Below are 23,723 nucleotides of genomic sequence, written 5' to 3' on the forward strand. Positions count from 1 at the left end.
GAGCCACTGCACGGCGTAGAAGGGAAACCATGGCAAACCGCTAGGGTTTATTGGTCGAGTATTTGCCATTCGGGCAAGTACCTCACTCTCCGCTTTGCTTCCTCCGAGTTTTTTTGGTATCTGAGGATGGACTCCTCGTTCGATTCGAGCAGCCACTCCATGTAAGCGACCGTGTAGCCCTCGAACGGGAGGAAGACCGTCCCTTTGTAAAGCCCCACGGGCTTCATGTGCTTTTGATTGATGTTGTACTCCACAAAAAAACTAGTTGTGCTGAAGTCGAGCAGCAATTCCTTATGGAGGCGGTCTCCGCAAATCATCGCGTGTCTTTCAAAAAGAATTTGGTAAGAGTAATAACGTTTGTCCTTGAGCATCTCGTATACCTCGCTGTAACGGATTCGGCTTGCCTCGCGGCACTCCGGACAGACTTCATATAGACCCGTGAAAACGAAATCCTCCTCTTGAAGCTCGTTGTACACAGTTTTGGCGAGATGGAGGATGTGTCCGCAAGTATAGGTGGCGTCAACTTTAAGCTGCTTTGGGTAGCTCATTTCCTGACCTCCAATTTCTCTACGTCAGCGATCGTCAGACGCTTGCTACCGCGAGACGGTAACCCCGCTTTTCGCGCTATGCGTGTGATTGTTGCTACAGAAGTGCCCAACATCCGTGCAACTGAGGAATATGTCTCCTCCGGACGCATCTTCTTCAAATATTTGACTAGCTTTTCGTGTGCATCATTCATTACTGCTTTACTCCGTCAATTTTGGTGTTTACCCGAAAGCGGGTAACACTTACGGTTTCGGTATTTTGTTTTTCACTGATTTATTTTCGTTAGCTTATCTATCCGGCTTGTTTGTGATGATCGGCAACGAGAAACGGCATCCCATGAGCGTTTTGGCCGTTCCAACTGGGATTTCTATTTTGTCGCTCGAAAATCAACGCAAAAAGTGCGCTACGCAAGTCATAGGTAGGCGGTGATGTGATTGCGAACCGCTGCTGGAGCTAAACTCGTGGCAAATTCCAAGGTGAACAAACTCAAAAATGCGATGGACGCCCTGCGGGAAGTTTTTTCGACGTAGTCGAATGCAGGATTCGATATTCAGGCCGCTCCTACTCCGCCATCTCGGCAGAACTGGGTTGCAGTGAACAACTGGTGTATCAGGTTGCCAAGCTACGAGGGTGCGGGCGAAACAGCCAGCAGCCTACATCGACTGAGGTCTCTGATGGGCAGTGAAGCAAGGTACACCGAACTCCGTCTGCCCTTACGCGGTCTTCCATACGTGGCACTCCTTGTTGCACCCTGTCCTCGATACACATTCGTCCGCGCTTTCGACGTATTTCGCGTCGGCGCGGAGCGGCGGGAGGACGGTAGCGTCGAGGTCGTACATCATCTCCCGGATCAAGACGCTGTTTACGAGATTGACCAGTCATTGAACGGACGGCGGCTTCGCTGGTATGCGGCCACTGTTCTGGGCGACCCGGTGCATCACCGCATCAGGAGGTTCGGTGCGAAATTGGTCGTCCAAAAGCGGATGTCGATTAGGCAGGTACTTAAAACCTTCACCGAGTCGCACAAGGTCCCTAGTGAGCAAGAAGACCATGCCTGAGCAGGTGATCGCTTTAGCGAGAAGTTGACCAGCGTGCCTAACAATTTTTCGGGCGGGGATGCGTGCTCCAACCACTACGTCGAGCAAAGGCTGTTTTGAATGCAGCCCAATGCTGGTCTGGCGCACCATTAAGCCGCTTTGCGTCCGGGGCCGGACGATTCACGATCGATCCGTTCATTTGGGTTGAAGACTCGGTCAATCTCGGCTGGCCCATTCTCAGTATTCCATTGATAGGTAGTTCAGATGACCATCTAAACTACCCTACTTTCGGCAGTGTTTCGAAAGTACAGTATGGGGCGAGACGGCACACTCGCCCCGGCATCAGTGGGGAAGTAATTCTCCTTCCACTTCGAGCCGTTTGGTCAAATCCAAGTGCTAGGAAAACAGTAATGTCGACGTCGTCACATGAAAGAGAAAAATGCCCGAACTGCGGCCACGCCGCGAGCTACGGCTGGTACGACTGCTCCACTAACAGCTACAACCACTGGTGCGATGCCTGCGGCTGGTCTGATTCAAAAGAGCCAGTAACAATCAATGGCGCGGATTTCTGGCGGTTCACCCGATATGTTCCTCGAAGAGAAGACATCCCGGCCAGCGACATTGATCCAGACCCGTGCCTTACAGAAGTCTAAGAGCGAAGATAGAACATTTCGGTCAGGTCAATTTTGCCAATAAAACTGGCGAAAACGCTACTCCGCAGTGCTCGTCCTCCGAAGCCCTTTGCAGCCGTCCTCCTGTCGAGGATGGCTGACTGGCTGGTTCAAAGGTCAGGAAGTCGTCGATGACCTTGTGGACCACTCTCCCGACATATTTGTAGCGGCTCCGAGACCGCCAATGGCGCTCCAGAGCCCGATGACAACCACACCGCTGGTCGGCTTTTCAGACGCGACCACACAGGGCTCAGTCACCATCTAGGGCAAGAACGTGCCGCGCAAGGGCACTCATGCGTACCTGTACCTGACTCGGTAAGCCGTTTCTGAAATCAAATCCTTGTCGAACCGCTCTTCGGACGAAATACCCCTGAATTGAGCGGCGTCCCTGTGAGGTGGTGTTTGCCGTGTGCCCGTGCCAGATAGCGCCGTCGAACAGGATCAGTGTCCCAACTTCTCCGCACGCCAAAACCTCTTCCGGATGGGGAGCCCGAGTGCCTACCATCAAGTCGTCTGGAGGGCCCGGCCATCGATGCGAGCCGGGAACAAAACGAGTCGCCCCGTTAGAGTTTCGAAAGGGATCAATCATGAGAATGAAACCAAGGAGAGGAGAATCCTGCGAACTTCGTGGCAAATCTGCGTGCAGCGCCTGCGCAGGTGTTCCCGCCCTGAGAGTTCTTCCGAGGAATGAACTCAGCTTGAAGTCTCCGTCCATGAACTCCGAGCAGGCTTCGAGAAGCGGCTCATGCAGGAAGACCTCGTCGAAGATGGGGCTGAAACTGAGCAGGTTCGACAGGCGAGTGGTGGTGCTACCTACCTTGAAATGCGGTTCGTGAGCAGCGGCCATGGCTTCGTCGTAAGCATCTCTCAATGTATTGAAGCGTTCGGTCGCGAGAGGGCCGGAGAGGGTCGAGAAGCCAACGTCTCGAACTTCCTTCACGACGTAGGCGGTCGATGTGCTGTAGTCGGACATTTCGTCACTTCTATCCAAGCGACGAGCCTACCAGAAACGTGGTGACTTCTCTGAACCGTCCAAGAACGGTTTGGTGCCGAACAAGCGAATGGAGGTGCGGTACGCCCAAACGACCGAATCGTCCTACGCCGTTTGCTATGGACCTGCGGATTACCTTCGAGAGGAGACCTGAGAGCAAAATATCGCCAAGTTCCGAGTAACGACCACGCGCCAACTATGATGAAGGGCAGTATTAGAGCGGGTGGAACAACTGATGAGCGGTAACCTGACTGGGAACCCTATTAGCCTACTGCTGAATGGCTCCCTTACCGACTGTGATTTTGGAGTCATGGAGCATGGCTTTGCTCCTCATGGAAGAGACTACAGATTCGTCATTCAGGACAGCCTGTGCCGCGATCCGGGAACCTATGAATTAATTTCACGCATATCGTCGATCTCCATTACAAGACGCGCATTGGTGAGAACAATTGGCAAATTTCGTGGGCAGATGAGTTCACCGACTTCGCTGCGTGGGAAGCCGCTGGAGAGCCTGAGGGCTATGTCTTTGGCACGAACTGATGCCTCGCCTATCCCGGAATTGAAGTTCCCCTTGCAAGCCCAGAGGCAGAAGATTGGTCAAAGCGACTCCGGCGTCCGATGTATTCCGCAAGTATTGAAACTGATCGCTTCTGCATTTCGATGATTTTCAGCGAAGTTCGCCATCGCAAACTGTCGGACGAAACCCGAGTAGTTCGCCAATCGGTGATTCATCTGTAGATACTCAGGAAGGCGCAAATCGTTTTACTGTGAGGCACAACGGATGTTCCGGGCGAATCACCGGCCATAACGGATTTTGGGTTGGTTCCGATTTGCCCAGGGCTTAGTCTGACACAGGTTTCGGCCTAACTTAAAAGGGCGCGGCGACAACTCAGATGGGCGGCGTCCGTCTATTTCTCTTCGTGGGCCTCAAACCCGAGAAGCTTCATCCTCTTTATTGTCATATCGCTTTGTAAAAGCTTGTCGAGACTCGTCTGAATAGCTTTATGCGTAGTGGAGAGGGTGTCGCTGTGCTGTTCGCGTAAACGGCGGCTGTTTGAGACACTTTCACGTAGTTGAGCCGTGTATTCACGGATACGTATCACTATGTCTTCAAATTCCATAGTGCTCGTATGATGGCATGAAAGCCAGAACAGATATTGTTAAGTGACGATAATCGTCGATTTAGTTCTGCTCGTCACTGTGGCTGCAAGTCGCGGATGATGGCGTCAGAGCGTTTGATGAGCGCCCAGCTCCTTTCAATTGCTTCCCATGAGTGGCATAGACAGCAATCCGAATTCCGGTCTATGACGTGATAAAGGTTGAGCAGTTCACGGCTTGCAGCGACAAGATTGATAGAGCGTATCACCAAATCTCCGTCGTTCATACCAGAGAAGATGCAGACAATGTCGTCAGCGTTTGACACACTGCACGGCCTCTGTCGCAACAACGATCACACCCCAACACAGCCCCAAGAGGGAATGGAACCAGAAAGGCTTCTTCATAGGAATGTGCTCTGAAATCAGCAAAAACAGGATTAGGACGGCGTCTACGATCAATATCGCTTGTCCTTCAAGCGGTGAATACATAAGGCCCACATTCTAAGTAGTTTTACGTCCGTCGTTCATCCCACTTCGATAACGTTTCGTCACTGATGGTTGCGTAAGGAATTCATAAGACTCCCGTGCCCTCCCACTTTGGCTGTTCGTCCGATCCCTAGATTCGAGAGACATTCAACGGAAGCGTGATTCGTGCAGTCCAGAGGCATCTTTGAGTTGGTGTTTTGCGCCACCGCGGGGCAGGTGATGCAGAGCCAACTCGACTCGAAATAGAGAACGGAGTTTAGATAATGGAGGTTCCCCAGCCCGCTTTTTGTGTTCTGATCGAGTCACCGGCACACTCGGACCTTTGCTGATCCTTCGCCTTCTAGGGTCCGAGTGCCGATAACACGCTCGAGCAGTTGCTCGGGAAGCAACGTTGCCGCCCGGAACGGGGACGCGGGTGGTGATGGCAGCAGTGCAGGCAGTTCCGAAAGAGAACCTCAGTGATGACTGTCGGAAATAGCGTCAAGGATGTAGCGCACCTTGGTCATGCAAGCAGGACAAGCCGCTTGCAATACTCCCTGCGACTCTGTACGCGGTTCTGAAAACGAGCGAAGGCAGTCTGGACAAGTCAGAACAACGTAGTCCTTGCCGTTTATCGGAATCCAGACCGGAGCCTTGTCGGGCTTTGGGAGATGCGGCCTGAGGGGTGAGAGTCCAATCAGTTCTTCGATCTTCGACGCAAGTTCTTCCGGCTTGTACTGACCCTTCAAGAGGAAAGCATCCGCAAGAGGAGCGGTGATCCCAGTACCAAAAAACTCTCCGCTAATGGCTATGACAGGGATGTGCGGAAATCGCTGTCTGACGATTGACAGCAACTCGAAGCCGCTCATTCCCGGCATTCGCAAATCAGAGACGATCAAGTCCGGCAGAACGGAGCGGAGTTCCACGAGCGCACGAAAACCATCTTCAGCCGTTCGCACTTCGTGGCCGAAAGTTTTCAGAATGAGAGCAGAAGTCTCCCTGAGTGCTTGGTCGTCATCTACAAACAGAATTCTGAGCTTGAACCCTTGTTGGCCCATGTCTACGGCTCCGCTGACTGTATTCCGTCATTGTAATATCGCTGGCGTTATTGCTCTGAGCTTTTCGATTATCAGTGCCGGATAGACGGGCTTCGCAAAGATTTCAAAGTCATGCCCTCGTTCTTGAGCAGCCTTCAACAGGTCAGCAGTTCCTTGATGCCCAGACACCAGCATGACCTTGCATTTCGGCAAAATTTTCCAGATTTCTAGAGCGGTCTCGATTCCGGTCATTCCGGTCATCACAACATCTGTGATAAGCGCATCGAACGGAGCGGATGTGGCGAGGCGTATCGCGTGCGGCCCACTGTATGCGCAATATGCGTTGAACCCGAAAGAATTCAGTATTTGACAGAGGGAATCGGCGACAAGATGCTCATCATCGACAACCAGCACGTTCAGTTTGCGGTTAGGGCCCGTCGTGGTGAGAATCTCCGAGACGTAAGAGCTACAGGGCTTGGATTTCCCTTTGCGAGAGTTGGTTGCACAATCGCGCGACTCTGCAGCATGAGGACTGCTTACCCGTGTCATGCAAGGCCGCGCCCGTTCTCGCCAGCACACCATGGAACCCTCGCTCTCCGAAGCCAATCTGGTCGATATCAAGAAAGGGTTGTGGCCGGATTACCGGCTACTCGGACCCTCGACCTGTCGGCTTGAATGGCGATCACAGTTCGACGCCAACTTGCTTTGCCACTCCCGAATCGGCAATCGATCACACGGCTTCAAGATAGGCGCTTAATTCGCTCAATGGCGTTAGTTGCGCTACAAGGGCGAGTTCCTTCGGTCGATATAGGAATGACCATTCTCCTATCTGTTCCACCTGTATGTCTGGATCGAAGGCTGATGCGGTGATGCCTTTGACGGATTTTCGCTTCAGTTTCGAGTGGCACTGTCTTCGACTTGCCGCAACGTCACTGGTGGCTGTCACGCAAGCTGAACGCGGGTTCTCGAATGTCCTTCTCTAGAACCGGCGTTCAGAGCTACCAAAGAGCAATATGCATGCACATTTGTGGAATGTGCAATCCGGCTGCTTCACGGTAGGCTTGAACATCCCTCAACGTCCGGCGGCGGGGTCGCCTCGGATGGCGGGAATAAAGCTAGTGATGACGATGAACATGACAACTGCTATTGAGGTAGAACACTCCACATTTCAAGTCATTCAGGGCGCTGCCAAGCCATACATGAAGCGGCTTTTACGGTGGATTTTTCCTGAGAAACGCATTGCGAACCGTTTTGTAGAGCCGCCCATTATCGCCTATCTTGGCACCGTCCGTGGTTCCGCTGAGTTCAGAATCGGTGATTTTAGCGTGAGCGGTTTCTACATGATCACGGAAGAGCGTTGGATTGCCGGAACATCGTTCCCTGTCACCCTCGAGCGCGTGGATACGGCAGGCATAGGTCGAATCCTCACCGTAACCGCAACTGTCGTCCGGACGGGAAAGAATGGTGTCGGTTTCTCTTTCGTTCCACCTCCCAGTGAAGACTGGATCAAGACTGAGGACAGTGGGACAACTGTGGTGGACATGACTCGAGTCGCCGACTTCCTAAGCGGACTTCCGTTTGCTCAACCTGATGAGGAACTGATGACTGTTTGAGCTTCCGGGCGGGTGCTCCCTGTAGGGAGTTTCGATCAACACGTGTTTTCGCGTCGGAAAACGAAGGTTAGGGTCGTCTATTCGGGGTGAAGAGGGACCGGATTTCGTTCGCGTCTTGCTGTTGATCCATCTCAACGACTTCGAGATGTCCTACGATGCCGACAGAACAGAAGGTTGATCAGTTGACGTTAGTTCGCGTGTAGTCCAGTTCCGTGACCTTGACTTCATGCCCATTGTGATCCTCGTACCCCTCTTCGATGTACTGATCGCGACCGATGATCTTCAAGACCATGCGAGTTTTGACTCTGATTCCGGGTTCCGACTCAACCTCTCCGACGAAGGTTATAGTGTTCCTGATCCGGTCGTAGGTCCCTTCTGAGGACAGGATTCCCGTGTCCCAATGGTTATCGATCATTGCACGTACAAATCTCTCCTTTGCATTGTCATATCCTTCGAGGCTCATGTCTTTGTATGGAACCTCCGGCCCATCGGACCACGGCATCTTTAATTTCTCCCCCGTAGTTTCAGTCAGAAAGTAACGACCACCCCAGACCGGCTTTCTGGTGAAGGTACCTCTAAACTCAAGCGGCTTCTGGTTCGGATCATCTGAGAAGTGCTTGCCCGTAAATCTCCATTCGCCGACCAACTCGTTTAGAACTTTGTGATTCTCACCGGGCTTCGAAAGTTCGATCATGTGCCGCATGTCTGTCTCTGCTGGCTGCTGAGACATCCCAATGCTGGAGAACGCAAAACCAATAAGCATCGAAGCGACTACAGTTTGTCGATTCATTAGCTCTCCTCTGGTCGGAGCGTCAGCCGCGCCGTTCGGGAAAGGGTGGCTGGCTCAAGGACACAATTAGAACATCTACATCGGGTTGTTTCGAGCGCAGAATTCAGCAGTCACCGTCTTGCCCGGAAATGGCCCCCTTCTTCGGTAAAGCTCCAGCATGCTTCCTTTTGTTACGGCATCAGACCCTCGGCGTTGCTGGTCGATGCTTGATTCACCTCCGCGATGACCGCAGGAAGAAATAAGCGAAAGGTGGTTCCATGTCTCTCACCTTCCGTCTTTGATCGGAAGCGAATGCTTCCTTCGTGTTTTTCAACAAGCTGCCGCGTCACCCAGAGTCCCAATCCTGTCCCAGTACTCCCTTTGGTCGTGTAAAACGGCTCGAAGATCGAAGCACGCTTTGCAGATTCGATCCCGCCTCCCGAATCGGATACCGTAATGGCGGCTCCAACTCGACCCGACTTCCTTTCTGTCTCTTTCCGAAGCGCAATATGAATGGAACCGCCGGCCGCGCAAGCATCCAGTGCATTGGAGAGCAGGTTGGATAGAATTTGCCTAAATTCTCCCGGAGACCCGAACACTTCTACGTCACTTCGTAGGGTTGTCTCGAGAGTCACTCCCTTAACAGTTGCCCGTGCGGAGTAGAACGCAACGGTCTGGTTAAGCTGATCGGCAGCACTGAACAGCTTCAGAGCCGTCCCATCGCGGAAAAATCCCAAGGACTGCCGCGTGATGTGAGCAATGCGATCTACTTCGACTGCTGCTTGTTGAATTAGTGGTTTGGCGCTGGAGCCCTCAACCCGTGCTTCAGCTAGGAATAGCAGGTTGGTTAGCGCCTCAAGGGGGTTGTTAACTTCATGCGCAATCGCCGCACTGAGACGCCCGGCAGAAGCCAGCTTCTCTGCTTTCAGGAGAGCATCTTCGGCCTTTCGTCGATCCGTGATGTCGCGAAATGTCAGCACAACTCCAACCATCTCGCCAGTGTGGTCGATGATCGGAGCAGCACTGTCATCGATATGAGCCTCTCCGCCATCCCGGCGGACGAGGATAGTGTGGTTTGCGAGACCGACTACTGTTCCGAATCGGCGCACCTTCTCAACAGGTGATTCAACGATTGCTCTGGATGTAGCATTCATGATCCTGAACACCTCGCTCAATGGCCTGTTCTCTGCATCCACGCTTAGCCATCCCGTAAGCCTCTCGGCCACGACGTTCATCAGGATGATCTTGCCGTCCTTATTGCAAGCGATTACAGCGTCCCCAATGCTCCGCAAAGTCGTTCGTAGCCATGCTTCCTGTTCAATGGCGAACTGACGTTCCCTTGCAGCTTGCTCAAGTTGTTGCTCGTAAGCTCGGCTGAGTCGGCGCAAACTGTTGGCAGTGAAGAGACCAATCAGAATTGCTCCCACTGCGAGTGCGGCAAGGACTGTGCCGTTAAGAGTTCTCGACGAGAAAATAAATGATTGTTCGCGAGATTCTCGAAGGCCTTCTTCGACCGCGATGAAATCATCGATTTCAGCACGAAGGGCATCCATGATCTGCTTCCGCTCGATACCTGCGCGAAGACTCGCATCTCCCTCCACGCCAGATTTCGCGCCGAGTCGCCATCGAGAATAAGTGGAACGGATATTCGTCAATCTGCTGAGTTGACCGGGATTGTCAGAAACAAGTTGAAACAACTGCGCAAACTGCTCTTCTATTCTGTGGTCGGCTTTCTCGAACGGCTCTAAGAATTGCTTATCTCTGAACGCGATGTAGCCCCGTAAACCCGTCTCCTGATCGATGATGAGCTTTGTGAGCAGATTTGCGCTTGAGATCACCTGATCCGTGTGGTCAACGAGGATGGCTCGGTCCTCAAGCTGGTGGATCGTTCGCGCCATCAGGAAGAAGGCTGAAATGAGAATGGCCACTGGAAATGCAAACGCCCGGAGAAGCAGGTTCCGGAAGACCCGCTTGTTCATGAGGCCATCTTTGGGGCGCAGTTCAGCTTCTTCCATCCGTCCGTTTGCTCTCCTTCATAGCGGAGATGTCCCCGTCTTTCCGAGATCACGAGGCGCGAAAATTTGAACTAGTGTGCTGTCTTGCAGGACTCCTCAGCGAGCGGGTGAGCGCATCAGACGCTTCTAGGGAAACCAGAGTACCAATGGTAAGCGAGGCGTGTAAATTGCTCCCGCAGCTAACGGCTGGTTCACCTGTACACATGCATCGATTTGATCATATGGTATTTGATCAAGCTTTTTGTTGATTCAACAAGACTCGGCTGTTCGATCTAAACGCTACCTTTGTACAATCGACCCGCAATGTCCAACTCAACTAGTGTTTGTCTGCTATCGGTTCTAGGCCGAGCATTCGAGCTTCGTGTCCGATTTGAGAAGTCGAATCTCTGGGTTTGGTCTATTTGCATGTCGGACGGATCGCTACTGCAAGAAGGGCATGAGTCAACTCCGACTGAAGCGCAAGTCGCTGCCCAATCCGCATTTGAACAGCGACTCGAATGGGCTGGACTCTATCGGTGTGCTCCCAGTGTCTTCCGCTGGGAGGAACTGCTCATTCCAGAGTTTCTGCCCAGCGCGTAGAAGAGGACCATGCTTCACCATTAAGGCCCGTCTGAGAGTACCCCGGCCTTGCTTAACGAGAAATTCAGTTCTGCGTATGAGGTAGATGGTGACCGAATGTTCGGCAAAGTGCGAAAGTACGACGTCATACAACGAGAGAAGCTCGACGAATTGATCTTCAGAGTCGAGACAGGACAGCAGCAGATGTCATGGAAGGCCTATCAAAGGCTTAAGGCGAACGCACAGGAGCTAACGAATAGAGAAGTCCGCCTCTCTGCGGCTCAGAACGGCTCCACCTGTGAGGCGCAGCTTAGGCTCTATCGAAAGGCTCGACACCTAGAGCGAATGGAGGCAATGGTGAGCCGACACCTTGCGCTACACCCTGAAGACCAAAGCATGGACCCACTCATCGAAGCACTCGGCTCAGCAAGAGCCGGGAAAGACCTTGACCCGGAACTGATCCGTAAGTTCCGGAAAAAGTTCGATTATTTGTATGCGAATCGCCCAGTGCCCCCCCACTCAGGGACAAAGCGATAGCGACGGGCTGGTTCAAAGCGAGGATGAAAAGGCACAGAGAAGAGGTGTTGACCTCAGACTCAATCTTTTTCGCATCGGTACTCCATCGACCATTGTGAAAGCATCGGACGAAATGCAAGACCTTCAAGATCGCGATTCTGAACCGGCGAATCCGCTCGGGTTTCTCGGTGTGGCAGTCGCAGTTCTCGGCATTTGTCCTCTTCCCGAGCCTCTAAGACTGGCATGTCTCGCCGCCGCATCTATTCTGCTTCCTGTCTTCTTTCAATCCCAAGAAAGTTGGCCTTCCTCGATGCGCTGGATGCTTTACTTACTCGCTAATTGCTTCCTTGCCTACGTCGCATGGTGTGTTCTTCGACAGAGGTAGGAGCAAACCCTATCTGTTCCGAGCGCGTAGGACAGACAAGCGGGGATGCCCGCCTTCACCGTGGGTCGAGTTCGAACGTGGTGCGTGCACCAGCGTGCGTCTGCTATCGTGCGGATTAACCCGAAGGTGTTGCGCCGATGTACTCGTCAGGGCAACTGCTGATTCTCGTTCTCATGCCGCCATGCCTTGCTGCACTCGTATGGCTGGGCTTCCGGTCGATACTGGCCGAATACGTAGATGCCCGTCCATTCCTGAAAAGGTATGGCTTTTGGCTCCATTTGGCTCTCGCATATATATGGATGACTGCTGTGTTCCTGATCGAGAACAGGCGGTGATCCTCATGCGCCCCGAACCGGAACTGTTGGATTTTGGTTTGTCCGGCTGTCCGGACTAGCGACGGGAGGCGAAGGATGCACTTCGGGAGCGTTTTCCGGAGAGAATGCCACCTTCCGAGTCTATCGCTCTTTCGCATTGCTCATATTCAGCAAGTGCGGCACTGTATTTGTGCATGTCCTCGACGACACATTCGAGCCGCTTAGCCCAGAGCCGATAAGATTTTTTGCTCAAGCTGCCAGAAGACATGACGGTGGTGAGCCGCTGTTTTCTGCTGGCAAGCTCCTCAAGCTTCGACTGAAGGAAGTCTATTCTTCTCGCCTTGATGTGATTCGCATTCATCATTGAGATGCGGCATCCTCGCCACTGATTTTCAGACTCGGGCAGCAACAAGTCAGCAGTTGCGCCGAGTCGGCAGTCGGGCGGCGTGCCTGTAGGATGAACGACAGGCACAGCATATTAGATGTTTCGAAAATGCGAGAGATGTATGTACCTCCTGTGAAGCACTTGCTTGCTTAGTCATCGATTAGCCGGGGGCACCGTGGTTCTGAGGTCAACTTCTTGTCAGCCGCTGTTGCTCGGGAATCGTTAAGGATATGTGGACTTCCGGAGAGACAACGGTCCGTGACCATGCGGGACTTTCAGCATTGATCGTGTCCACCCATCCGGAGGATGGCATCTCATCCGGTGAGGAGGTTACCCATGGCAAAACTCACAACCGCAAAGAAGAATGCGGAACCGAAAAGCGATTTCGGGCTTCCGGAGAAACGCAAATATCCCATGCCGGACGCGGCTCACGCCCGCAATGCAAAAGCACGGGCCTCGCAAGCCGAGCATGAGGGCAAGTTGAGTGCGGCTGACAAGCAGAAGGTTGATCGCAAGGCGGATAAGCTTCTGAAGCAGAAGTGAAGGGAAACCAGACCGGACTTGAAACTTTCTTCGCGATCCTGCCCTGATGTCCCCCGATTTGTTCGTTGCTCCGCCGAACTGGGTGCTCGACACAGACTTATGCGGGTGTGCGGGAAAGCCGTGCGCTAAAAACTCAAACACCCGCCGTGAGCTTGTTCGGCAGGTGCTGGAGCAACACTGGCTTCATCTAGAAGCCTAGAACAAGCCGAGCCCCAAGCGGAATTCCACATTTAGGGGAGTTCGACCCTGCCTTTGGTTCAAACTGAAATGATCTCGTCCTGTTGCTTGCCATTCAGTAGCAAACGACCACGCCGAGTTAATCCGTTCACAGACGATCCACCAGCATTGCGAGTCTAGTATCGACCTTGGTATGAGAAACGCAAAAGTTCATTGAACCGTAGCGTACACCGAAGTTTCCCACTTTGTCCCGGCAGTGTTCACCGCGTAGAAGTCGAATTTGTGTTTCCCGGAGGAGAGTGAGAGTGACGCAGATTCCGTCAAGCTCGATGTTTCTGAATACTTCTTCACTCCGTCCACCCAGATTTCCATTCGGGCGAGCGTTCCACTGATCGCCGCCGAAGCGGTGGCTTGAACGGGTGAACTGACTGTGGAGTTGTTGGCCGGGCTGCACACGTGAACTCCCGGTGAAGACGGAGCAGTGCAGGAGACGCCACCTACGTTGAAGCTAAAGTTGTATCTCTGAAGGTGATTGTCCACATCTCCTGCGTAGAATGTGGCTTGGTGAGTCCCGGCGCCAAATGAACCGCTCCAATTGAAGTAGGCGTGTTGATCCCAAGTGTGTTGCTGCTCCTGCACCTTCTTACCATCCACCCAGAGTTCAACCTTGCGCAGCTTGCCGTAGGAATTCACCGAAGTGCTGAAAAGTGTCTTCCCATTCAGTGGAGTTCCCGGAGAACACACTCTGAAACCACTTCCGGAGCGAGGATAGGCACACGGTCCGAACCAGCCGCTACTGGTTGAGTTGATTTCGCTGAGGAAATGGGAAGGCTGGTCCTGCGGAGGGCTTCCGTAGTTTGAACTCTGATTCAGTGCCACGTCGGGCTTTAGCAAGCTGTTGCCAAACAGTCCAACCACAGGCATTGAGACTTCGGGGTACTTGGCTGGCATTTGCACTGCTTGTTCGGTGAATTGACCAGCGTTCGCTGTGGCCAGTAGTAGGAGCACGTATGACGCACTATAGGTGGAATTGGATGCGACCGCTGCTAGGTCCATGCGACCATCGCCGTTGAAGTCACCCAAGATGTATTGTGAAGTGTATTGGTCAGTGCTGTCACTTCCAGCGCCGACAGGATAGCTTCCAGACAACGATTGGAAGTAGCTAGCGAAGGTTCTGGATGTCGTTCCATAGAACACGCCAAGCTGCTGGCTTGTGCCGAACCCATTCAACGAGAAGAAGTCTGACCTGCCGTCGCTGTTCAGGTCGCCAGCGCCGATCATGAACGGCCCATGTGATTGTGTGTACGGAACTGTGTCTGTGAACGTGAAATCGCCGTTGCCGTAGAGGACATGGACATGGGTGTTCTGGTTTGTGCCTTCACTGTCCAGCGTGTACTCTGTCGCGATTAGATCAGCCTTGCCATCAGCGTCGAAATCCCCCACATAGACTTGGAAATCTGGTTCAGGCATCGGCCCCGAGAGAACCAAATGCGGACTTCTGAAACCGCCCGCCCCATCGCCTTCCATCGCGTACAACGCCGTCACCCCTTCACCGCTGAATTGTCCCGGCAGTAGAGTCCAAGCGATCAGGTCGATCTTCCCGTCCCGATTCAGATCAGCACCAGTAGCCCCTCCCGATTGGAAAATCCAGCCCGAGGGCAAGCCAACGGTTGAAATCTTCGGTGCTTGGAGACTTCCGTCGCCATTCCCAGCAAAGAATGCCACTTGGGCGGTGTTGCTCAGAACCACGACTACATCAGCTTTCCCATCGCCGTTGAAATCGCCCGTGACGATTGGCTCCGTTCCAATCAGCGATTTCGCGGGAACCGAATAATGAACGGGAGCTTTGAACGTGCCATCTCCATTGTTGATCGAGACATTGAATCCCGGTGCGGACTGTCCGTCGTCTCCGACGAGGTCATCAAACCCATCATTATTGAGGTCAACCGCGTACAAATTCGCGGGAGTCTGGGCATCCGTACTGGTTTTCGGTGTTAAAGTGGCGGAACTCTGGGCTGTTGCTATGCAGGTAGCAGCCGCAGCACAGAGTGCGAGGTGGGTACATGTGCGGGCAGTCATAGCCCCTCCAGAGCGTCTGCGGCGACCAGACAGACGTTCTCACGATTTCGAGTCGAGAAAGGGCATCCGTGGTTGCTTTAACAAAATGTTGCCAACTGGCTCAGCGCGGGGCTTTGTTGCCCATCAGGCATTAGGCGCAACCTGTTAAGTCCATTCGAGGATTCACAGACTCTGCGGAAACAATTCAGATTCCGCCGTGATCCCCTCAAGGTCGTATTCGGGAGCCTGAGAGGTCGAATGAACGCGGCGTACTGTTGGGTCTTCCCGGTTCGAATGACGATGCCGTACCAGTACCGCGGAGCGAATCGCCCCTCAATTCAATTGACATGATCAACTCGGTACGACCGACGTATTTGTGGGAGTCTCGATCAGCCGATGTTTCGATGAGCTTTGCTTTGAAGTTCCCGTTTTGCGCGGACCATGCCCCAACTAAATTGCTATCGCTGTAATGAGCATTACCTGAATCCGGATTTGACTGGATGACCGTGCCGTCAGCATGGAAGATGAACAGATGATACGGATACGGCGCTGCGGGAATGTTTACGTACCACGCGCCCACAATCGCTGGCTGTTCGGGCACGCGAAAACAGCCCTGTAAACAAATGGCTGCTGCGGCTATAAGAAGCGGTGCGGCGACGGTGTGATCCCTTGGCATCATAGGCTCTCACTCAGAGAATGCTTGTTTGTACCGACCATCCGGAGAGGCATCCCTTTGCGATGAAGGAGTGCGGAGCCTTCATGCACTTTCAGCGCAGCGCCGAATACTCAGCGGCTTCCGATGACGCGACAGCGAAGACCCTATGTCACCGGGGGACCTGAGTCGAGCATGATTACTCGACTCAGGTTCTCATGTGATCAGGGTGTTAGGACTTGTGGAACGTGACTGACATCGTTGAAGGCGACGGTGCTGGCGTGATATCTGTTTCCTTTACTGTTTTGCCATCGCTACTCAATACAAAAGTATTCTCGCGGGCGACCTTGCCGTCAATGCTGTAAGTCACTTTGAGAGTCCGAGGCCCATCCTGCTTCACGCTCATTGTCCGGCCAGCCGATGTGGTCGTTGGAGTGCCGTCGAGCTTACAGGTAATCGGCTTCTCGTTTCTTTGAAATCAACACTGTCTCCTTTGACTTCAATGGTGAGCACACCATTGTCTTGCGATTCAGTGAAGGAAGTCTCCTTCCAAACTCCGGAGAAACCCGGACCTCCAGAAAGCCGCTTGGAAGTGGTCGTAAGCGTGTACGGGCTTCCGTCAGGCGGCGTGATGTCGATGGTTCGGCTTAGCTTCTTTCCATCTGGGGATAGCTCGATCTTGATCTTGTTGATCTGCTTGCCGTCACGGGTATTTTCGACCTCGTAACCAGAACCAGATTTGCTGCAAGTGGTGATAACACCGTTATCCGGAGCGTTGGGTTTACCGTCGCAGACTACCTTAGGACCAGCCTTGCCGCCGCGAGTGACAGTGAAGCCGCTGTCATCCGCAGCCACCGAAACAGTCGGACCATCGTATTTGAGCGTGGAGCGATCCAACTTCCAAGAGCCGTTCCACGGGTTCTGCTGTGCAACGCAGGGGAGAGCGAATGCGGCGAACGTCGCAAGAGCACACAGGCTTGTTCTACACATTTTGGTCATGGTTCTCCTCGATAGGCAGAGTTGTGGGCTTGCTTTCGGGGGAGGGTGAACGTGTACCACTAGGCGAAGTAGAGTGTCAACGAGAAACAGTTCTCTGTGAACAAAAAATCGTGATCCAGCTTCTGCTGAAACTATTCAGTCTGACAGCAAGTTGGGTTTACCGAGTGCTGGAGTTGTCTTGCGAAGATGCGGTGATCACGGGAGAGGAAGCCATCTGAAACGACTTGTGCTCCGCTCGAGAGGAGGAGGTATACTGCCGCAAAGATTGAGCTACGGAAGGAAAGACCGCGCCAGACTCTAGTGGCCGTTTCGGCCCGGAGCCGAGGTAGCATTCGGAGGACAGTCAATGATGCAAACCATCACAACCACCATTGAACGCCAATGGTTCAGCCAGATTGTCTCGCGAGAAAAGAAGCTTGAATATCGAGAAGACAAGCCCGATTGCCGAAAGCGCCTGATCGGCATCGACGTGCCATTCCACCTGAAGTTGATCAACGGGATGCGGAAGGATCGCCGCGTCTCTCGGTCACTGTGCTGAAGATCAGGAGGAGACAAGGCAACTTCGAATTGCACTTGGTCGCGCGATGTGCCACCCATAGGCGCATTATCCTTTTCGTCGCTTCATTCCCCTCTTGTACCGACGTTCGAAGAATAATGTACCGGGTTCGTAGTCCTTCACGCTTCCAGCACTTATCGAGAGCCGTTTCTTCTTGGTATTGAATTGCAGCAGTGGCCCCGCTGCTCGGATTAGCAGCGACTCAATCTCCCGTTCGTGCTTCTTATCTTTGACTACATAGAATGAGAAATATTTGAGTTCAAGTTCTTGAGCTTTCTTTCGCGCCCCGAGCCTCTGAAAAATATCCCCTCGTCCGATATAACGGGCGTAGCTCATTGAATCGTGCGCGATATACACGCCCATTCGAGGAATATTCTGTTCCTTCAGGTAGCGACGAACATTCGGAAGAGCTTCAAATGGCAGTTTTTCACCCAAGGCCAAAAACAGTCGTTGCGTTAACTCGGGTCGTCCCCGACCGGGTTTTAGCTTTCCGTACCCCACAGTCCACTGCGAATCGGAGAATACATTCTTGGCCGCGATAGTTTTGACCGACTTCTTCTTGACTCGCTTCACGTCTGTCCCCTCTTGCCCGATATGACATGAACCACTTCATGGCGCGGCTCATCTTTTGCTTCTTCGCTGAAGACACTGGCATTTTCAATAACGACCTATTCACCAAGACTGTTGAGCAGATGAGCGACAGGGACTCATCGAACACTCATGAGGTAATTCAGACACTCTTCCTTGCCATGAATACCCGAGCCGAAGACAGAGATGCAGCCAACATCCCGCGGTGGGCTGTCGGCTTTCCATATGTGAATGGCGGATTGTTCTCCGGCAATCTCGAAGTTCCCCGGTTCAGCAAAATCGCACGTTCTTACCTACTCCACATCGGCAATCTGGATTGGCAGAAAATCAACCCGGACATCTTCGGCTCGATGATTCAGGCCATAGCTGAGGACGCTGACGAAGACGACCGGCACCAACTTGGAATGCACTATACGAGCGTGCCGAACATCCTCAAGGTGCTCAATCCGCTCTTCCTCGATGACCTGAGAGCAAAGCTGGAGGAGGCTGGCGACAATCCACGAATGCTCTTGAACCTGCGGAATCGCATGGCTCGAATCCGTGTGTTTGACCCGGCTTGCGGCTCAGGCAATTTCCTCGTCATTGCATACAAAGAGATGCGAGCCATAGAAGCAAAAATCAACCGGAGGCGTGGCGAACCTGAACGCCGCTCTGCAATCCCCAAGACAAATTTCCGTGGTATCGAGATTCGCGACTTCCCCGCTGAGGTTGCACGCCTCGCACTGGTCATCGCCGAGTATCAATGTGATGTGCTCTATCGTGGACACAAATTGGCACTGGCAGAATTTCTTCCGCTCGACAAGCAGAATTGGATTACTTGCGGGAACGCGCTGCGGCTTGACTGGCTAAGCATCTGTCCCCCAACTGGGACGGGCGTGAAATTGCAATCAGATGATCTCTTCAGTACGCCCTTAGAACAGGCGCAGATTGATTTCGAAAATGAGGGAGGTGAAACCTACATTTGCGGAAACCCGCCCTACAGAGGCAGTAAGTGGCAGACCGACGCGCAGAAAGATGACCTAGCACATGCATGGCAACTGCATGGGCAGTTGGCAAAGACAACGGACTTCGTATCAGGGTGGATTGCACGCTATTTTGACTATGCTGATTCGGAGCCCAACTCTGTTGCGTCCTTCGTGATGACTAACAGCATCTGCCAAGGACAACAAGCTTCCGAGATTTGGCCGGTCGCGTGGCAACGCGGAATCGAGATTCAGTTCGCTCATACGTCATTCAAGTGGAGCAATCTCGCCAGTCACAATGCTGGCGTGACAGTCATTATTGTCGGGCTCGGCAAGAAGTCGTCAAAGCCTAAGAGGCTCTATAGTGATGACCTTGTTCGCGACTGCACCCTCATCGGACCGTACTTGGTACCAAACCGCAATGATGTCGTTCAGAAGTGCAACTCGCCATTGTCCGGGCAATCTCAAATGCTGTTCGGCAACATGCCCCGAGATGGGGGGCATCTGTTCTTGGATGCCGATGAGGCCAATGAACTCCGCAAAGACGAACAGACAGATCTGTATGTACGGCGATTTGTCGGTTCAGAGGAACTCATTAATGGGCTGCAACGATATTGCTTGTGGATACCTGAAGAGAAAGCAGAAGCCGCGTCACAAAACGAGTTCATTGCTAAACGCCTAGAGTTGGTATCTGCCAACCGACTGAAATCGAACGCAGAATCGACACGGCAGTTTGCGCCGCGTCCATATAGGTTCGTGCAAATTGGAGGCGTGGCGAAAGACCATGCAATTCTGGTACCCGGTGTTAGTTCTGAGAATCGAGAATACCTGCCTTGCGACTTTTTGTCTGCTGATTACATCGCGTCCAATAAGTGCTTTGCGCTTTACGACGCCCCTGTCTGGAACATCGCGTTGATTGCCTCACGTCTTCACTGGGTCTGGATAGCCACAGTCTGTGTACGTCTGGAGATGCGGTTTTCGTATTCCAACACACTGGGTTGGAATACATTCCCAGTTCCCGCCTTGACGGACAAGAACAAGCGTGACCTCACGCGGTGTGCCGAAGAAATTCTCTTGGCTCGAGAGGCACACTTCCCGGCGACCATCGCTGACCTGTATGACCCGGAGAACATGCCCGAGAACTTACGCCACGCACATGAGCGTAATGATGAAGTGCTGGAACGCATCTATATCGGTCGCCGGTTTAAGAACGATACCGAACGGATTGAGAAGTTGTTCGAACTCTATACGAGGATGACCTCAACTGAACAACCCGCCAAAAGGGGGAGGAGTAAAGCACGCGCATGACGACCGAGGCGAAGACGATACCCACCGTATCTGTTTCTTATGCTCGAAACGGCTCTTCGATGAGGGCGAATGCTCTCGGCATGAGGCCAATGCAGGAGCGCGTCTATGAGAAGCGGGGAGAGCAGTACCTGATAATCAAGTCCCCTCCAGCCTCAGGCAAGAGCCGTGCCCTCATGTTTGTCGCGCTGGATAAACTCCAGCACCAAGGCATCAAACAAGCCATCATTGTGGTGCCGGAACGCTCCATCGGAGCGAGTTTCAATGATGAGCCGCTTTCGCAGTTCGGCTTTTGGGCGGATTGGCATGTTGAGCCCAAGTGGAACCTGTGCAATGCCCCCGGTAGTGAAAACGGTGGCAAGGTCAAGGCTGTTGGGGCGTTTCTTGAGAGCACGGATAAGATTCTGGTCTGCACGCACGCAACCTTCCGCTTCGCTGTGGAACAGTACGGCGTCGAGAAATTTGATGACCGCCTGATAGCCGTCGATGAGTTCCATCATGTTTCCGTCAACGACGAGAACATCCTCGGCTCATATTTGGGCGAGTTCATCGCGAGGAACCGTGTCCACATCGTCGCGATGACTGGTTCATACTTCCGTGGTGATGCTGAGGCTATTCTCTCCCCGTTTGACGAGAACAAATTCGATACCGTCACGTACACCTACTATGAGCAGTTGAACGGCTACGAGTACCTAAAGCAACTCGACATGGGCTACTACTTCTACAGTGGCTCGTACGCCGACGAAATTCTGAGCGTGCTTGACACGTCCGAGAAAACAATTGTCCACATTCCCAATGTGAATTCACGGGAGAGCACGAAGGACAAAATCAAGGAAGTTGACCACATCATCGGGGCAATGGGCGAGTGGCAGGGCATCGACCCGGCGACAGGCTTTCAGCTTGTGAAGATCCCGAGCGGGAAAGTTCTGCGAATTGCCGACCTAGTAGACGATGACCCCGGCAAACGAGACCGCGTCGTGAACGCTTTAAAAGACCCCACCCAAAAGTATAACCGTGCCCACGTAGACATCATCATCGCTCTCGGGATGGCAAAAGAAGGCTTCGACTGGATTTGGTGTGAGCACGCTTTGACGGTTGGCTATCGCTCCAGCCTGACGGAGATTGTGCAAATCATCGGGCGTGTAACCCGCGATGCCGAAGGAAAGACTCGCGCCCGGTTCACCAATTTGATAGCGGAACCCGATGCTTCGGAAGAGGCTGTTACCGAGGCCGTCAATGACACTTTGAAGGCTATCGCTGCCAGTTTGTTGATGGAACAGGTTCTTGCACCACGCTTCGAGTTTCGTCCGAAGAATCCAGAGAACAAGCCTACCCCCGGCTATTCATACGGGGAGGGCGGCTACAACGCGGACAAATGCAACATCGGCGTCAACCAACAAACGGGCGCGATTCAGATTGAAATCAAAGGGCTGGCGATGCCCCAAACGACTGAAGCCACTCGCATCTGTCGAGAAGACTTGAACGAAGTGATAGCAGCGTTTGTACAGGACAAGACGGCCATCGAGCGTGGGATGTTTGACGAAGAGCTAGTGCCGGAAGAGCTAACACAGACGCGGATGGGGAAGATTGTCAAAGAGAAGTATCCCGAACTTAACGCCGAAGACCAAGAGGCCGTTCGCCAGCACGCGATTGCCGCTCTAAACTTCACACAACAGGGGAAGCTTTATTCCGGTGGTAGCGGCGAGGAACCGAAGGCCAACACGGCATTGATTGACGGCGTGAGATTGTTTGCGATGGATGTCCGCGAACTCGACATTGACCTGATCGACCGCATCAATCCGTTCGGTGAGGCTTACGCCATCTTGGCTAAGACCATGAATGAGGAGAGCCTGAAGCATGTGGCAGCGGCAATCTCGGCCAAGCGAACCGCCCTGACGCCGGAGGAAGCGAAGGCACTCGCAGTGCGTGCGCTGAAGTTCAAGAAGGAACACGGGCGTGTCCCCTCAGCCACATCCCAAGACCCTTGGGAGAGGAAGATGGCGGAAGGTGCTGCGGCATTCCTCCGCTTCGACAAGGAGGGTCGCTATGCCTGAGGAGTTTGACCTTGATGAACTCCGCTCCGGACTATCAGAGTTTGCGGAGCCGGAGAAAGTCAGTGGTCGTTCCGCCGTCGAAGAAAGGGTTATTGCTGGTTTCGAAGAGATTCAACGCTTCTTCAGTAGCCACGGACACCTGCCACGGCACGGAGAAAACAAGGACATCTTCGAGCGGCTTTATGCGGTCAGGCTTGACCGACTGAGGGCGCAGGAGGAGTTTCGCACGCTCCTCGCTCCGTTAGACCATCAAGGATTGTTGGCTGCACCAGCAGCATCTTCCGTGGGAAAGGAAGAGCCCGACCTTGACGAACTGCGTGCCGAACTTGAAGATGCTACCGTCTCCAGCACCCTTACGGAACTTCGCCACGTTCGCAGCACTGCGGAGAAGCGTGCTGCTGAAGAGATTGCTAATCGTACGGTTTGCGAGGACTTCGAAGAATACAAGCCGATCTTCGAGAGCGTGAGGCTTGAGTTAAAGGATCGTGTGAGACAAGCCCTGCCATTGCAGAAGATGGACGAAATTAGGCTGACTGAAATTCAGCAAGGCCAATTCTTCATCGTTAACGGGCAGATTGCATACATCGCCCAAGCTGGCGAGGATTTCAAGACGCAATACGACAGGCGCGATAGTCGTCTGAGAGTCGTGTACGACAACGGTACAGAAAGCGATTTGCTCATGCGCTCGTTTCAGCGTGCCTTACACAGAGACGAAGCGGCACGTGTCATAACGACCGTCGATAGCGGTCCGCTGTTCGCGCAAGAGCCAGCGGGAGATGACCTCGCCAGCGGCACAATCTACGTCCTGCGTAGCAAATCGGACCAGCCCGAGATTGCAGCCCATCGGGACGTTCTGCACAAAATTGGGGTTACGGGTGGCAAGGTGGAAACCCGTATCGCCAACGCAAAGCTTGACCCCACGTACCTGTTGGCCGAAGTCGAGGTCGTAGCAACGTATGGTCTCTACAATGTGAGCCGCGTGAAGCTGGAGAATCTGATCCATCGCGTCTTTGACATCGCACAACTGGATATTGAGCTACGCGACCGTTTTGGCAACCCCGTGAAACCCCGTGAATGGTTCCTCGTGCCGCTATTTGTTATCAATGAAGCAGTTGAACGCATCAAGGATGGAACGATCACTGAATACGTCTATGACCCTTCGAGAGCGCAGTTGGTTAAACATGTGGCTCGGGCCTAGAGCAAATCTCTCAATTTCAAAAAATTGTTGGGAAATCGACCAAAACACGGGCTGTATTCGCCTCGTTCTCCGTATACTCTAGTGTGCAAAAACGGGTCCTTTCCCCAACAAGCCTCTTCTGCATCGAACTCCAGCGCCACCCGAAAGACCTCGGACTTTCCATTCTTCTCCCTGCCACCTGCGAACTGATGGCAAGGCGTGAATTCCTCCGCCTATATCCCGAATACCAGCA

18 protein-coding genes are annotated in these 23,723 nt (G+C 53.1%); 7 read left to right on the top strand and 11 right to left on the bottom strand.

All coding sequences use genetic code 11. The features are described from left to right. Positions 1-47: 47 nt before the first annotated feature. Both DHV10_RS08985 and DHV10_RS09000 read right to left on the bottom strand, forming a co-directional pair. Positions 48-548, bottom strand: a complete 501-nt coding sequence (locus DHV10_RS08985; protein WP_109486017.1) for a hypothetical protein — start codon at positions 546-548, stop codon at positions 48-50. Between the two features lie 1,956 nt (positions 549-2,504). Next, positions 2,505-3,227 (bottom strand): phytanoyl-CoA dioxygenase family protein, encoded by a 723-nt coding sequence (locus tag DHV10_RS09000; RefSeq protein WP_109486020.1) that lies wholly within the window; start codon positions 3,225-3,227, stop codon positions 2,505-2,507. Positions 3,228-3,480: 253 nt separating this feature from the next. Here DHV10_RS09000 and DHV10_RS27015 point away from each other — a divergent pair, with 253 nt between their 5' ends. Next, the gene (locus DHV10_RS27015; RefSeq protein WP_162601357.1) at positions 3,481-3,909 is read left to right on the top strand and encodes a hypothetical protein; all 429 of its coding nucleotides are present in this window, start codon (positions 3,481-3,483) and stop codon (positions 3,907-3,909) included. Between the two features lie 1,374 nt (positions 3,910-5,283). On the opposite strand, the gene DHV10_RS09010 is transcribed toward DHV10_RS27015, so the two are convergent. Continuing rightward, positions 5,284-5,865 carry a response regulator gene (locus DHV10_RS09010; protein ID WP_109486022.1) on the bottom strand — a complete coding sequence of 194 codons (582 nt, stop codon included), beginning with the start codon at positions 5,863-5,865 and terminating at the stop codon, positions 5,284-5,286. A gap of 27 nt (positions 5,866-5,892) precedes the next feature. Next, the gene (locus DHV10_RS09015; RefSeq protein WP_239461411.1) at positions 5,893-6,258 is read right to left on the bottom strand and encodes a response regulator; all 366 of its coding nucleotides are present in this window, start codon (positions 6,256-6,258) and stop codon (positions 5,893-5,895) included. Positions 6,259-6,965: 707 nt separating this feature from the next. Here DHV10_RS09015 and DHV10_RS09025 point away from each other — a divergent pair. Then, entirely contained in the window at positions 6,966-7,457 is a 492-nt protein-coding gene (locus DHV10_RS09025; protein ID WP_162601358.1) for a PilZ domain-containing protein, read from the top strand. A gap of 178 nt (positions 7,458-7,635) precedes the next feature. Here the strand turns inward: DHV10_RS09025 and DHV10_RS09030 are convergent, their stop codons facing one another. The 4 genes from DHV10_RS09030 to DHV10_RS09050 all read right to left on the bottom strand — a co-directional run bounded on the left by DHV10_RS09030 (position 7,636) and on the right by DHV10_RS09050 (position 12,378). Continuing rightward, positions 7,636-8,247: a DUF1579 family protein gene (locus DHV10_RS09030; RefSeq protein ID WP_109486026.1), complete on the bottom strand. Its 612-nt coding sequence runs from the start codon at positions 8,245-8,247 to the stop codon at positions 7,636-7,638. Between the two features lie 170 nt (positions 8,248-8,417). Further along, on the bottom strand, positions 8,418-10,241 hold the full coding sequence (locus DHV10_RS09035; RefSeq protein ID WP_109486027.1) for a CHASE3 domain-containing protein: 1,824 nt from the start codon (positions 10,239-10,241) through the stop codon (positions 8,418-8,420). A 1,605-nt stretch (positions 10,242-11,846) separates the two neighbouring features. Continuing rightward, complete coding sequence (locus DHV10_RS27975; RefSeq protein WP_275425904.1) at positions 11,847-11,978, bottom strand: hypothetical protein; 132 nt, start codon at positions 11,976-11,978, stop codon at positions 11,847-11,849. A 112-nt stretch (positions 11,979-12,090) separates the two neighbouring features. Then, positions 12,091-12,378, bottom strand: coding sequence for a hypothetical protein (locus DHV10_RS09050; RefSeq protein WP_109486030.1), 288 nt, complete (start codon positions 12,376-12,378; stop codon positions 12,091-12,093). Positions 12,379-12,735: 357 nt separating this feature from the next. Between DHV10_RS09050 and DHV10_RS09055 the strand changes: the two genes are divergently transcribed. Beyond that, positions 12,736-12,942 carry a hypothetical protein gene (locus DHV10_RS09055; RefSeq protein WP_109486031.1) on the top strand — a complete coding sequence of 69 codons (207 nt, stop codon included), beginning with the start codon at positions 12,736-12,738 and terminating at the stop codon, positions 12,940-12,942. Positions 12,943-13,329: 387 nt separating this feature from the next. On the opposite strand, the gene DHV10_RS09060 is transcribed toward DHV10_RS09055, so the two are convergent. Next, entirely contained in the window at positions 13,330-15,198 is a 1,869-nt protein-coding gene (locus tag DHV10_RS09060) for an FG-GAP-like repeat-containing protein (RefSeq protein ID WP_109486032.1), read from the bottom strand. 1,033 nt (positions 15,199-16,231) lie between these two features. Beyond that, positions 16,232-16,726: a hypothetical protein gene (locus DHV10_RS09065; protein WP_162601360.1), complete on the bottom strand. Its 495-nt coding sequence runs from the start codon at positions 16,724-16,726 to the stop codon at positions 16,232-16,234. Positions 16,727-17,174: 448 nt separating this feature from the next. Between DHV10_RS09065 and DHV10_RS09070 the strand changes: the two genes are divergently transcribed. Continuing rightward, entirely contained in the window at positions 17,175-17,366 is a 192-nt protein-coding gene (locus DHV10_RS09070; RefSeq protein ID WP_109486034.1) for a hypothetical protein, read from the top strand. Between the two features lie 66 nt (positions 17,367-17,432). Here DHV10_RS09070 and DHV10_RS09075 read toward each other — a convergent pair whose 3' ends face one another. Beyond that, entirely contained in the window at positions 17,433-17,957 is a 525-nt protein-coding gene (locus tag DHV10_RS09075; RefSeq protein ID WP_109486035.1) for a hypothetical protein, read from the bottom strand. Between the two features lie 26 nt (positions 17,958-17,983). Between DHV10_RS09075 and DHV10_RS09080 the strand changes: the two genes are divergently transcribed. The 3 genes from DHV10_RS09080 to DHV10_RS09090 are packed head-to-tail and all read left to right on the top strand — an operon-like array spanning position 17,984 to position 23,491. Next, a complete protein-coding gene (locus tag DHV10_RS09080) occupies positions 17,984-20,242 on the top strand; it encodes a DNA methyltransferase (protein ID WP_204101375.1) in 2,259 nt (752 codons plus the stop codon). Then, entirely contained in the window at positions 20,239-22,293 is a 2,055-nt protein-coding gene (locus DHV10_RS09085) for a DEAD/DEAH box helicase (protein ID WP_109486036.1), read from the top strand. The genes DHV10_RS09080 and DHV10_RS09085 overlap by 4 nt, the downstream gene beginning before the upstream one ends. Then, the gene (locus DHV10_RS09090) at positions 22,286-23,491 is read left to right on the top strand and encodes a GIY-YIG nuclease family protein (RefSeq protein ID WP_109486037.1); all 1,206 of its coding nucleotides are present in this window, start codon (positions 22,286-22,288) and stop codon (positions 23,489-23,491) included. The genes DHV10_RS09085 and DHV10_RS09090 overlap by 8 nt, the downstream gene beginning before the upstream one ends. Positions 23,492-23,723 lie beyond the last annotated feature (232 nt).

Source organism: Occallatibacter savannae, assembly GCF_003131205.1.
Lineage (GTDB): Bacteria > Acidobacteriota > Terriglobia > Terriglobales > Acidobacteriaceae > Telmatobacter > Telmatobacter savannae.